The 12,732-nt window shown below is 66.9% G+C and carries 10 protein-coding genes; 3 read left to right on the top strand and 7 right to left on the bottom strand.

All coding sequences use genetic code 11. The annotated features are described in order from the left end of the window. Positions 1-82 precede the first annotated feature (82 nt). The 7 genes from AWB66_RS10530 to AWB66_RS10560 all read right to left on the bottom strand — a co-directional run bounded on the left by AWB66_RS10530 (position 83) and on the right by AWB66_RS10560 (position 9,141). Positions 83-2,254 (bottom strand): malate synthase G, encoded by a 2,172-nt coding sequence (locus AWB66_RS10530; RefSeq protein ID WP_087630228.1) that lies wholly within the window; start codon positions 2,252-2,254, stop codon positions 83-85. 164 nt (positions 2,255-2,418) lie between these two features. After that, a complete protein-coding gene (locus AWB66_RS10535; protein ID WP_087630229.1) occupies positions 2,419-2,910 on the bottom strand; it encodes a GAF domain-containing protein in 492 nt (163 codons plus the stop codon). A gap of 193 nt (positions 2,911-3,103) precedes the next feature. Beyond that, positions 3,104-5,314 carry a xanthine dehydrogenase family protein molybdopterin-binding subunit gene (locus AWB66_RS10540; RefSeq protein WP_200818962.1) on the bottom strand — a complete coding sequence of 737 codons (2,211 nt, stop codon included), beginning with the start codon at positions 5,312-5,314 and terminating at the stop codon, positions 3,104-3,106. 12 nt (positions 5,315-5,326) lie between these two features. Then, a complete protein-coding gene (locus AWB66_RS10545; protein ID WP_087630231.1) occupies positions 5,327-6,331 on the bottom strand; it encodes an FAD binding domain-containing protein in 1,005 nt (334 codons plus the stop codon). A gap of 11 nt (positions 6,332-6,342) precedes the next feature. Continuing rightward, positions 6,343-6,963: a (2Fe-2S)-binding protein gene (locus AWB66_RS10550; protein ID WP_235021075.1), complete on the bottom strand. Its 621-nt coding sequence runs from the start codon at positions 6,961-6,963 to the stop codon at positions 6,343-6,345. 245 nt (positions 6,964-7,208) lie between these two features. Continuing rightward, a complete protein-coding gene (locus AWB66_RS10555) occupies positions 7,209-8,036 on the bottom strand; it encodes an alpha/beta fold hydrolase (protein WP_087630233.1) in 828 nt (275 codons plus the stop codon). Positions 8,037-8,361: 325 nt separating this feature from the next. Next, positions 8,362-9,141 carry a DeoR/GlpR family DNA-binding transcription regulator gene (locus AWB66_RS10560; RefSeq protein WP_087630234.1) on the bottom strand — a complete coding sequence of 260 codons (780 nt, stop codon included), beginning with the start codon at positions 9,139-9,141 and terminating at the stop codon, positions 8,362-8,364. Positions 9,142-9,428: 287 nt separating this feature from the next. On the opposite strand from AWB66_RS10560, the gene AWB66_RS10565 reads away from it, so the two are divergent. From AWB66_RS10565 to pdxA, 3 genes are read left to right on the top strand one after another with little or no spacing between them, the layout of a single operon-like run. Then, positions 9,429-10,409, top strand: a complete 981-nt coding sequence (locus tag AWB66_RS10565) for a 2-keto-3-deoxygluconate permease (protein WP_087630235.1) — start codon at positions 9,429-9,431, stop codon at positions 10,407-10,409. Then, a complete protein-coding gene (locus AWB66_RS10570) occupies positions 10,406-11,686 on the top strand; it encodes a four-carbon acid sugar kinase family protein (protein ID WP_087630236.1) in 1,281 nt (426 codons plus the stop codon). The genes AWB66_RS10565 and AWB66_RS10570 overlap by 4 nt, the downstream gene beginning before the upstream one ends. A 27-nt stretch (positions 11,687-11,713) precedes the next feature. Next, complete coding sequence (pdxA, locus tag AWB66_RS10575; RefSeq protein WP_087630237.1) at positions 11,714-12,715, top strand: 4-hydroxythreonine-4-phosphate dehydrogenase PdxA; 1,002 nt, start codon at positions 11,714-11,716, stop codon at positions 12,713-12,715. Positions 12,716-12,732 lie beyond the last annotated feature (17 nt).

Consider the following 12,732-nt stretch of genomic DNA (forward strand, 5'->3'; position numbering starts at 1 on the left):
GTGCGGCGCATTCGCCGCAAAGGCAAGCCTATTCACCGCATTTCATGCGGCGAATAGGCCGTTCAAACTCCGCAATTGCGGATCAGACCTTCTTCGCCATCAGCCGGAACTTGTGCAGCAACGGCTCGGTGTAGCCGTTCGGCTGCGTGCGTCCTTCAAACACGAGCGCGCACGCCGCCATGAACGCGAGCGACGAATCGAACGCGGGCGCCATCGGCTTGTAATACGGATCGGAGGCGTTCTGTTCGTCGACGATCACGGCCATGCGTTCGAGCGTCTTCCTCACCATCGCCTCGTCGACGACCCCGTGACGCAGCCAGTTCGCGATGTGCTGGCTGGAGATGCGCAGCGTCGCGCGGTCTTCCATCAGGCCGACGTCGTGGATGTCCGGCACCTTCGAGCAGCCGACGCCCTGGTCGACCCAGCGCACCACGTAGCCGAGAATGCCCTGCGCGTTGTTCTCGACTTCGCTCTTGCGCTCCTCGTCGCTCCACTCGGCACTCGCGACGACCGGAATCGTCAGCAGCTTGTCGAGCAGTTCGTCGCGCACGGCGTTGTAGTCGATGCTCTCCATGTCCTGCTGGACCGACTGCACGTCGACCTGGTGATAGTGCAGCGCGTGCAGCGTCGCCGCCGTGGGCGAGGGCACCCACGCGGTGTTCGCGCCGGCCTTCGGATGCGCGATTTTCTGTTCGAGCATCGCGTGCATCAGGTCGGGCATCGCCCACATGCCCTTGCCGATCTGCGCGCGGCCGCGCAGCGACGTGTCCAGCCCGACCAGCACGTTGTTGCGCTCATAAGCCGCGATCCACGCCGACGACTTCATGTCGCCCTTTCGCATCATCGGACCGGCTTCCATCGACGAATGCATTTCGTCGCCGGTGCGGTCGAGGAAGCCCGTGTTGATGAACGCCACCCGCGCCGATGCCGCCGCGATACACGCCTTGAGGTTCACGCTCGTGCGGCGTTCCTCGTCCATGATGCCCATCTTGAGCGTATGGCGCGGCAGGTTCAGCAGGTCTTCGACGCGCGTGAAGAGTTCGTCGGAGAACGCCACTTCGGCGGGACCGTGCATCTTCGGCTTCACGATGTAGATCGAGCCGGTGCGCGAATTGAGCTTGCGCTGCAGGTCGTGCACGGCGCCGAGCGTGGTCATCACCGCGTCGAGGATGCCTTCGGGAATCTCGTTGCCGTCGCGGTCGCGCACGGCGGGATTCGTCATCAGATGGCCGACGTTGCGGATGAAGAGCAGCGAGCGTCCGTGCAGCTTCAGCGTGCCGCCATCGGGTGTCGTGTATTCGCGGTCCGCGTTCAGCTTGCGCGTGAACCTCTTGCCGCCCTTCGACACCTCTTCCGCGAGATCGCCCTTCATCAGGCCGAGCCAGTTGCGGTAGAGCTGGACCTTGTCGTTCGCATCGACGGCGGCGACCGAGTCCTCGCAGTCGATGATCGTGCTCACCGCCGCTTCCATCAGGATGTCCTTCACGTGCGCCGCATCGGTCTTGCCGATGGCGTCGTTCGCGTCGATCTGGATCTCGAAGTGCAGGTCGTTGTGCTTGAGCAGCACCGCCGACGGCGCGCTCGCGTCGCCCTGGAAGCCGGCAAGCTGCTCGGGATTCGAGAGGCCCGTGCGGCCGTCCTTCAGCGTGACGACGAGCTGGCCGTGCTCGACGCTATAGCGCGTCGCATCGGCGTGCGAGCCGTCCGCGAGCGGCGCGGAATCGTCGAGGAAGGCGCGCGCGTAGGCGATCACCTTCGCGCCGCGCTTCGGATTGAACTGCGCGGTCTTTTCGGCGCCGTCGGTGTCGGGGATCGCGTCGGTGCCGTAGAGCGCGTCGTACAGGCTGCCCCAGCGCGCGTTCGCCGCGTTGAGCGCGTAGCGCAGGTTCGAGAGCGGCACGACGAGCTGCGGGCCTGCCTGCTCGGCGATTTCGCGATCGACATTCGACGTCGTCGCGACCACGCTGGCCGGCGCGGGCACGATATAGCCGATGCTTTCCAGGAACTTGCGATAGGCGCGAACGTCCTTGACCGGGCCGGGATTCGCGCGATGCCAGTTGTCGAGTTCGGTCTGAAGACGATCGCGCTCGGCGAGCAGCGCGCGGTTCTTCGGCGCGAGATCGTGCACGAGCGCGTCGAATCCTTTCCAGAACGCGGCGCTGTCGATGCCCGTGCCGGGCAACGCTTCATCCTCGACGAACTGCTTCAGGTTTGCTGCAACTTGCAGTCCTTCCTGCTTGACGACTTCACTCATGGGGGCTCCCTGGGGCTTGGCTGATGGCATGTCTGTTCTTTTTGCGTCTGGGTACGGCGGGCTGGACGCGTGACCTTATGTTATCGCTTCTTCGCTGAATTCGATCCTCGGGCGTGGCCCGGCGTGCCACGTCGTGGTGCATCGCGCGTGGTGCGCGCGCGGCGTCAGCCTTCGATCGACGCCACGAACAGGCGGGCGAGCGCTTCGAGTCCCTGGCGGTCCTCGTCGTCGAAACGGGCGAGCTGCGGGCTGTCGATGTCGAGCACGCCGATCAGTTCGCCCGCGCTCGTCTGCAACGGGACGACGATTTCGGATCGTGAGGCGGCATCGCACGCGATGTGATCCGGGAACGCGCGGACGTCGGGGACGAGTTGCGTTTCGCGCGTTTGCGCCGCGCGCCCGCACACGCCGCGCCCGAGCGCGATGCGCACGCAGGCGGGCTTGCCCTGGAACGGCCCGACGACGAGTTCGCCGTCGGTCATGAAATAGAAGCCGGCCCAGTTGAGGTCCGGCAGCGCGTGATAGAGCAACGCGGAGAAATTCGCGGCGTTGGCGATGCGATTCGATTCGCCCGCGAAGAGCGCGCGTGCCTGCATCGCGAGTTCGTCATAGAACGCGGGCTTCGGCAGCGTGGCCGAAAGGTTGGCTTCGAACATGGTTGGGGTCCGTCGCTGGGTCGCTGGGTCGCTTGGTCGATTGCGCGTTGCGTCGAATCGGGCTCGGTCGCAATGCGCGGGAACCGGACATGATACGTCGATGACACGCTCGTTGCACGCGAACGGCCATGCTCGACGTCGCAGGCGAAAAAAGGCGGGCCGCAGAGGCCCGCCCTCGCACGAAGCCGTGCGTTCAAACCGCGCCGAGCAGATCCTCGATCATCACCGGCAGCTTGCGCACACGCACGCCGGTTGCGTGATGCACCGCGCCCGTGATCGCCGACGCAATGCCCGCCAGCCCGATCTCCGCGATACCGCGCGCCCCGAGTTCGTTGAACACCAGATCGGGATGATCGAGAAAGGTGACATCGAGCGCCGGTGTATCCGCGTTCGACGCGATGATGTAATCCGCGAGATTGTTGTTGATCGGCGCACCGTTGCGCGCGTCGTAGCTCGTGTGCTCGAAGAGCGCCATGCCGACGCCCATCACCACCGCGCCTTCGATCTGATTGCGTCCCGCATGCGGATTCAGGATGCGCCCCGCATCGATGACGGTCACGACGCGGCTGACCCGCAACTGCGCGATCTCCGGCTGCCACGTCACTTCCGCGAAGTGCGCGCCGTAGGAATAGATCGAATATTGCTTCTTGAGCGGATCGTCGAAACCGCCTTTCGCGCTGCCCATTCCCGACGCCGCATGCATTTGCGCCGCGCGCAAGATTTCGCCGAACCGCACGCCGCCCGACGCCGCTTCGCCGTTGCGGTGCACGCGGCCCTCACTGAACGCGAGTTCTTCGGGCTTTGCGCCGGCAAATGGCGAGCCTTCAAGCGATGCCGCGCGCGCGAGCACCGCCTTGACCGCCGCACGCGCCGCATCCGACACGGCCGGAATCACCGACGCCGTCGCCGCCGAGCCGCCCGAAATCGGACCGAGCGGCAGCGCCGTGTCGCCGAGGCCGACTTCGATCTTGTCGAGCGCGATGCCGGTCTGCGCCGCGACGAGCTGCGCGAGAATCGTGTACGTGCCGGTCCCGATGTCTTGCGTGCCGCAGACGACGCGCGCCGTGCCGTCCGCTCTCAGGTCGACGGTGGCGTCGGCGGAAAAGCGGATGCCCGGCCAGCTGCACGCGCCGACGCCCCAGCCGAGCGTGAGCCCGTCGCGTTGCATCGAGCCGATGCCGGGCGTGCGTTTCGCCCAGCCGAACTTGTCGGCGCCGGTGCGCAGGCACTCGACCAGATGACGCGACGAAAACGGCAGGCCCGTGCTTTCATCGACCTTCGGTTCGTTCATGATGCGGAACTCGACTGGATCGAGGTTCAGTTTGAACGCGAGTTCGTCGATCGCCGATTCGAGCGCGAAGAGGCCCGGCACGGCGCCCGGTCCGCGCATCGCGGTGGGCGAGCCGACGTTGCGCTTCACCGTGCCCGACGTCACGCGCAGATTCGGCGTGCTGTAGAGCACGGGCGTCGCTTCGCCGCAGCTTTCCGCGTATTCGTCCAGGAGCGCGCGGTGGTTGAGATAGTCGTGACGCAACGACGTGAGCTTGCCGTTCGCATCGGCGGAGAGGCGCATGCGCTGCTGCGTGACCGGCCGATGCCCGACGTTCTGGAACATCATCTTGCGGTTCAGCACGAGCTTTACGGGCTGGTTCGTGTGACGCGCGGCGGCCGCCGCGAGCAGCGAATGCGGCCACATCCACAGCTTGCCGCCGAAACCCGAGCCGAGATAGCGCGAGATCACGCGCACCTTTTCCTTCGGCAGCCCGAGCATCTGCATCAGCGTGCCCTGGTGGTTCGAAATGGCCTGCGTGGTTTCGTAGAGCGTGTAGCCCTCGCCGTCCCATTGCGCGACGGTCGCGTGCAGTTCGATCGGATTGTGCGTCTCGACCGGCGTCACGTAGGTTTCGTCGATCCTGACGGACGCGCTGTCGAAGGCCTTTGCCGCATCGCCGCGCTCGCTTTCGGTTTTCGGCTCGCCGTCCGGTTCGAGGTGATCGCTCACGTCGTGCTGCGTGACGTCATAGCCGACTTTCACGGCGGCGGCGGCTGCGCTCGCGGCCTCGAACGTCTCGGCGACGACGAGCGCCACGTACTGGCCGTAGTAACGGATCACGTCGTCGTCGAAGGGCGGGCGCGCTTCGTCGACGTAGCCCGTGTCCATCGAGTTGCCGGAGATGCGAAAGAATTTGCCGATGTTGCCGCGATGCAGGATCGCGCGCACGCCGGGCATGCGTTCGGCGGCGGCGAATTCGAGCGACGTGATGCGCCCGCTCGCGATGGTGCTGCATACCGGGACGGCGTGCAGCAAGCCGGGAAACGCGACGTCCGATGTATAAGTGGCGCGGCCGCTCACTTTCAGTGGGCCGTCGATGCGCCGTTGCGGCTGTCCGATGACAGTAGACATGTGCATAGCTCCTCAGGCGGGCGCGGTGGCGAGCTTCAGCGCGTGCACGAGGCAGCGCTTCGCGAGTTCGACCTTGAAGCCGTTCTGGCTCTGCGGCTTCGCGCCGGCGAGCGCGTCGGCGGCGGCGCGGGCGAACGCGTCGGCGTCGGGCGCGATGGAGGCGAGCGCCGCTTCCGCTTCGCGCGAGCGCCACGGCTTCGTGCCGACGCCGCCGAGCGCGACGCGCACATGATCCAGCTTGCCGTCGACGACATTCGCCACCACCGCCGCCGATGCCAGCGCGAACTCATAGGACGCACGATCGCGCAGCTTCAGATACACCGACCGGCTGCCCGCGACGGGCGGCGGCAGCGTCACGTGCGTGATCAGATCGCCGGGTTCGAGCACGGTTTCGCGCTCGGGCGTGTCGCCGGGCAGCAGAAAGAAGTCGTCGATGGCGACGGCGCGTTCGCCTCGCGTGCCCTGGATGTGAACCGTCGCGTCGAGCGCCATCAGCGCGACGTTCATGTCCGACGGATTGCTCGCGATGCACTCGCCGCTCACGCCGAGGATCGCCTGCGTGCGGTTGAAGCCGCCGATTGCCGAGCAGCCCGAACCGTGATCGCGCTTGTTGCAGGGCATCGCGGTATCGCGGAAATAGACGCAGCGCGTGCGTTGCAGCAGGTTGCCGCCGGTGGTCGCCATGTTGCGCAGTTGCGCCGACGCGCCCGCGAGCAGCGCCTGCGACAGCACCGCGTAACGCTCGCGGATCAGCGGATGCTGCGCGAGGTCCGCGTTGCGCACCGTCGCGCCGATCTTCACGCCGCCATCGGCGGTCGCTTCGACCTTGTCGAGCGGCAGGCGCGAGATGTCGATCACGCGTCCCGGACGTTCGACGTTGAGCTTCATCAGGTCGAGCAGCGTCGTTCCGCCCGCGAGGAAGCGCACGTCGGCGCCTTGCTGCGCGGTCCGCGAAGACGCGCCCGCGGTGATGGCGTCGCGCACGTCGCTTGCGCGCGAAAGCTGGAAGAGTTCCATGTCGGCGCTCCTCAGACTTTGCCGCGCACGGCCTGAATCGCCATGACGATGTTCTGGTACGCGCCGCAGCGGCACAGGTTGCCGCTCATCGCTTCGCGCACGTCGGCGTCGGCCGGGCCGACCGGTTCGTCGAGCAGCGCGACCGCCGACATCAGTTGCCCCGAGGTACAGTAGCCGCACTGATAGCCGTCGCATTCGACGAAAGACGCTTGCATCGGATGCAGGTTATCCGGGCTGCCGATGCCTTCGATCGTCGTGATGGTGTCGCCTTCATGATTCGCCGCGAGGCACAGGCACGAATTGACGCGGCGACCATTCACGTGCACCGTGCACGCGCCGCACTGGCCGTGGTCGCAGCCCTTTTTCGTGCCGGTCAGATGCAGATGGTCGCGCAGCGCGTCGAGGAGCGTCGTGCGCGGATCGAGCGACATCGAATAGTTCTTGCCGTTGACCGTCAGTTCGACGGGTGTCGTCGGTGCCGAGGCCGGCGCGACCGGCGGCGCGAGCACTTCGGCGGCGTGGCTGCCGTTGACCTCGCTGTGCGCGTCGGTTGTTTCGTGCGCCTTCACGCCGGGCATGGGCGGCGTGCAGGAAGTGCTGGTGCTGCTGGTTTGGGGGACGTGCTGTTGCATTGTGCGATTCTCCTGGCAGGACGAGGCTTGGAGAGACATGCAGCCGCTTCGCAGCGATTGCAGCGCGCGAGGGCGCCGAAAACATGCCGGCAGACCGGCTCCGGGTGCGCGAGCCGTGGGCGATACGGGGACGCCGGCATCGAATTACTCAGCCAGTATAGGCACTCCCCGTGACGTTCGCAGCACCGGCCGGCCGCAAGCGCGCGAGCGTCGGTCGCGCACGTTCCATGCCCGGTCGGCGGGGCTTAGCGGCCGCGCACGAACGCGACGATCTCGCTGTTCACGCGCTCCGGCATCTGCCGATGCGGAGAATGACCGCAGTCTGGCAGTTTCGCCAGTTTTGCCTGCGCGACGCGCTCTGCAATCATGTCGATCTGCGCCATCGACGCGTAGTCGTCCTCCACGCCCTGAATCGCGAGCAGCGGACACGCGATGGACGACAGTTCGTCCGTGATGTCCCACGCGTGAAACGCCGGGTCGAGCCAGATGTCGTTCCAGCCGAAGAACGCCGAATCGACGTCGTCGTGATAACGCGCTAGTTTCTCGCGCAGACCGGACGCCCGATACGCCTCGCGCGTCGCGCCGATCGCTTCGACCGACATTGGTTCCACCGTCACGTGCGGCGCGAGCACGACGGCGCCCGCGAGCGCGTCCGGGAACGCGGCCGCGTACAAGAGCGAAATGGAGGCGCCGTCGCTGTGCCCGATCAGCCACATGCGGCGGCGCGCGGCCGCATCGACGCCGAGCGTGTCGAGCAACGCGGGCAACACGTCGTCGGCCTGGCGGTGCATGAAATCCACCGACCACTTCACGTTGGCCGCGCGCGGCGTCGAGCGTCCGTAACCGGGGCGCGAGTACACGATGCCGCGAAATCCTAGCGCATCGCAGAGCGATTGCGGCCAGTCGTGCCACATCGCGATCGAGCCGAGCCCTTCGTGCAGGAACACGGCGATGGGCGCGTCGATGAGCGCGGCATTGAGCCAGCGATAATCGACGCGCAACGCGTCGCGCGTCGCGGTGGCGGGCAAGTCGGCGAAGGCGGCAGCGCGCGCGGTGTCGGCGGGACGATTCATGGATGATGACGTTTCGTGAGATCGGGTGTCGATGATAGCGCGCGACTGCCGCACCGACGGGCGCGTCGCGAGACGGTTCGACTGGCGCCAAGCGCGGCTACGCGTGCAGAAACAACCTGGCGACGATCGAAAGCGCCGCCGCGCCGAGCGTGACGAACACGACGAGCACGATAAGCGCGACGCAGAGCCGCACAAGTGTCTTCACGGGGATCGGCCAAAAAAGATGGCCGCCGAGGCGGCCGGAAGGAGGGGATTCGCGGAGTGATTCGAAGCCAAGGTTAGGCGGCTTTCCTTAACCGGGGCTTAAGACGCCTGGCCGCCTTCGCTACAGCGAAACCTGCGCCGATTCCACCGTCACTTCGTCCCTGAGCGTGAAGTCCGTGAGCGCGGGCGCGTCGCGCGGCGCGTCGGTCACGAGCGTCCAGTCGCGTTCGAGCGGCGTCCAGTGCTGCTGGCTCGCGCGCCCGAGCTTGTTCGACGTCACGAGCACGAACACGCTCGCCGCCTGCCGGATGATGCATTCCTTCAGATACGCCTGCTCCGCCGTGGCCTCGCACAATCCACGACCCGCGACGACGCCGTCCGCGCCGAGAAACGCCTTGTCGACGGTAAGCCGCGACAGCGCGATCTGCGCGAGCGGTCCGAGCGTGCTCATGCTCGACGGACGCACGTCGCCGCCGATCAGCGTCACCGGGACGTCGGCGGGGGCGAGCAAACTCACCGCGAGCAGGTTGTTGGTGATCACGTGGATGCCGTCGCGGCCCGCGAGGCAGCGCGCGAGCGCGGCGGTGGTCGTGCCGCCGTCGAGGAAGATCGTGTCGCCGTCCTGCACGTGCGCCACCGCCACGCGCGCGATCGCTTCCTTCTGCTCGCGAAAGCTTTCGCTGCGCGTATCGAGCGATTCCTCCGGCTCGTGCATGCCGACCGACGCCGCCGACGCCGCGCCGCCATAGGTGCGCACGATGCGCCGTTCGTCGGCGAGGGCGCGCAGGTCGCGCCGCACGGTCGCCTCCGACATGCCGAAATGCTCGCACAGCGCGCTCACGTCGTTCATGCCCGAGAGCACGGCTTGCAGCATCGCCTCGCGGCGTTTCGCAACTTTCATGGAGTCCCTGTGAATGTGGTTGTGATCCGGGCGGCGCACAGTGTAGCGAATCGCCGCTTGCGCACGACAACGCGGGCGCGCGGAATGCTCAATCGTCCACGACGACGCACTCGGCTCTAAAAAATGACCGATTCGATCATTTCATGCGAAAACTGACCGACCTCTCATTGGTGAAAACCCCGATCCCGATCAAATTGCGCGGATCGCGCAGAACGCCTACACTCCCGTTTGGTTGGTTCAATCACAAAATGATCGGTTCACGCACGTAACTCAAGTGGGAGACAAGGATGGCCCAGATTTACATCAAGCGCGCAGTGGAGCGCGTGCCCGGCGGCATGATGATCGTGCCGCTTTTGATCGGTTCGCTGGTCGCGACTTTTCTGCCCGGCATGCCGAAGTTCTTCGGCTCGTTCACGAACGCGCTCTTCACCGGCGCGCTGCCGATTCTCGCTGTGTTCTACGTCTGCATGGGCGCGAGCATCAACGTCAAGGCGACGCCTTATCTGCTGAAAAAAGGCGGCGCGCTCTTTGCCGCGAAAGTCGGCACGGCGATCGTCGTCGGCGTGGTGCTCGGGCATTTTCTCGGCGAGCAGCCGGTGTCGTCGGGATTGTTCGCGGGCATTTCGACGCTCGCCGTCGTCGCCGCGATGAACGATACCAACGGCGGCCTCTACATGGCGCTGATGGGCCAGTACGGCAAGTCGGAAGACGTGGGCGCGTACACGATCATGTCGCTCGAATCCGGCCCGTTCCTCACGATGGTGACGCTCGGCGTCGCGGGCTTGTCGGCGTTTCCGTGGCCGACGCTCGTCGGCAGCATCTTGCCGCTCGCGCTCGGCATGCTGCTCGGCAACCTCGACCGCGAAATGCGCGATTTTCTCGCCAAAGCGGTGCCCGTGATGATCCCGTTCTTCGCGCTGGCGCTCGGCGCGAGCCTCGATCTGCACAAGGTCTGGCAAGCCGGGCTGCTCGGCATCGGGCTGGGACTCGCGGTGGTCGTCGTGACCGGCATTCCGCTCTATCTCACCGATCGTCTGACGGGCGGCACGGGCGTCGCGGGCACGGCGGCGGCGAACACGGCGGGCAACGCGGCGGCCGTTCCGGCGCTGATCGCGGCGGCCAATCCCGTCTACGCCGAAGCCGCGAAGAGCGCGACGCTGCTGGTGGCCGCGTGCGTCGTGGTCACGGCGATCGTCTCGCCGATCCTGACGGCGGCGGTGGCGAAGCGCGTCAGCGAACGGCGGATCACGCGCGAGGCGACGCAATGACGACGGGCTTGCTCATCATCGCCGACGATCTGTCCGGCGCCGCCGACTGCGCGATCGGCTTCGCGGGCGCGGGACGGCGCACGGTCGTGACGCTGGACGCGACGTCCGCCGGGACGAGCATCGACACGACCGCGACCGTCATCGCCGCCGATACCGACACGCGCCGCCTCACGCCGGCCGAAGCGGCGGAGCGCACGGCGGCCGCGTGGCGCGCGTTGCAGTCGCCGGGACGCCGGCTGTACAAGAAGATCGACTCGACCTTGCGCGGCAACTGGACCGCCGAAGTCGCCGCGCTGCAACCGCTCGCGGGCCTGGCGATTGTCGCGCCCGCGTTTCCGGCGACCGGCCGCACGGTGCGCGAAGGCCGCGTGCTCGTTCACGGCGCGCCGCTGGAATCGACCGAGACGTGGCAGCTGGAAAACGCAGGCCGCGACGCGGGTCTCGCGGCGCTGCTGCAAGCCGAAAACCTGCGCACCGAAGTGCTGTCCGTCGACGCCCTGCGCGGCGCGCCCGACGCGCTGCGCGAAAAAATCGCGGCGTCGGCATCGAATGGAATCCAGGCGCTGATCGTCGATGCTGAAACCAGCGACGACCTGAACGCGCTCGCACGCGCCACGGCTGCGATGAGCGAGCCGCTGTTCTGGGTCGGCTCGGGCGGTCTCGCGCGCGAACTGGCCGCGCTGCCGAATCTGTTCGACAGCGAAACGCTGTCCGCGAGGCAAGTGGCGAAGTCGGCGGGCGCGATCCTGATTCTCGTCGGCAGCCTGTCCGCCGTTTCCGAGCGCCAGTGCGCGATGTTGCGCGAGCGCGCCGGCGTGGCCGAGCTGATCGTGCCGCCCGCGGTGCTGCGCGAAGGCGCGGATCATCCAACGTGGGGCGAGTGGCTCGGCCGCATCGGTGCGCGGCTGGAAGCGGGCGCGGACCTGATCGTGCGCATCGGCCGCGACGACGCCTTCGATCCCGCCGAGGGCGCCCATCTTTCGACGACGCTCGCCGCGCTCGTCGCGCCGCATTTCGCGCATCTCGACGGCCTGATCGCGACCGGCGGCGAAACCGCGCGCGCGATGCTCGCGGCCGTGAACATCGGCAGTCTGGAACTGCTGGCGGAAGTCGAGGCTGGCGTCGCGGTCGCGCGGCCGGGCACGGCGCCCCTGCCGGCGATCGTCACGAAAGCGGGCGCCTTCGGCAGCGAGCACGCGCTCTACGGCGCCTACCTGCACCTGCGCGGCGCGCCGGAACCCGAACGAAGCGCAGCGGCCACCGTCGCCGCGCGCTGAAACACCCAACCGAATCGAAACGACATCATGAGCAACTATCTTCCCGTAATCGGCATCACGATGGGCGACGCGACCGGCGTCGGCCCGGAAATCATCGTCAAGAGCCTGACGCACGACGCGGTCTACGCGCAATGCCGCCCGCTCGTGATCGGCGATGCGCGCCGGCTCGAACGCGCGAACGAAATCGTGGGCGGCACGGCGAAGGTGCGCCGCATCGAAACGGCGTCGCAGGCGCGATACGAGCGGGGCACGATCGACTGCATCGATCTGAACCTGATTCCCGACGACCTGCCGTTCGGCGCGTTGTCGGCGGTCGCCGGCGACGCCGCGTACCAGTACATCGCGCGCGCCGTGAAGCTCGCGCAGGCCGGCGAGATCGACGCGATCTGCACCGCGCCGCTCAACAAGGAAGCGCTGCACGCGGGCGGCCACAAGTTCCCCGGCCACACGGAGATGCTCGCGCAACTCACTGGCATTGACGAAGTGTCGATGATGCTCGTCGCGCCGCAACTGCGCGTGATCCATGTCACGACGCACATCGGCATCATCGACGCGATTCGCAAGATCGAGCCGGGACTCGTCCAGCGCACGATCGAGCGCGGCAACGCGACGCTCGTGAAGGCGGGCATCGCGAAACCGCGCATCGGCGTGTGCGGGATCAATCCGCACGCGGGCGAGAACGGCCTTTTCGGTTATGGCGAGGAAGAGGAAAAGATCATTCCGGCGGTGAAGGTGTTGCAGGAACGCGGGCTCGACGTCACCGGCCCGCTTCCCGCCGACACGCTGTTCTATCGCGCGGGACGCGGCGACTTCGATCTCGTCGTCGCGATGTATCACGATCAGGGACACGGCCCGGTGAAGGTGCTCGGACTCGAAGCGGGCGTGAACGTGACGGTCGGGCTGGATGTGATCCGCACGTCGGTCGATCACGGCACCGCGTTCGACATCGCGGGCAAGGGCATCGCCGATGAAGGCAGTTTGCTCGAAGCGTTGCGGCAAGGCGCGGAACTCGCGACGCGGCGCGCGTGAGCACGACGCTCACCGCA

Source organism: Caballeronia telluris, assembly GCF_001544495.1.
Taxonomy (GTDB): domain Bacteria; phylum Pseudomonadota; class Gammaproteobacteria; order Burkholderiales; family Burkholderiaceae; genus Caballeronia; species Caballeronia telluris.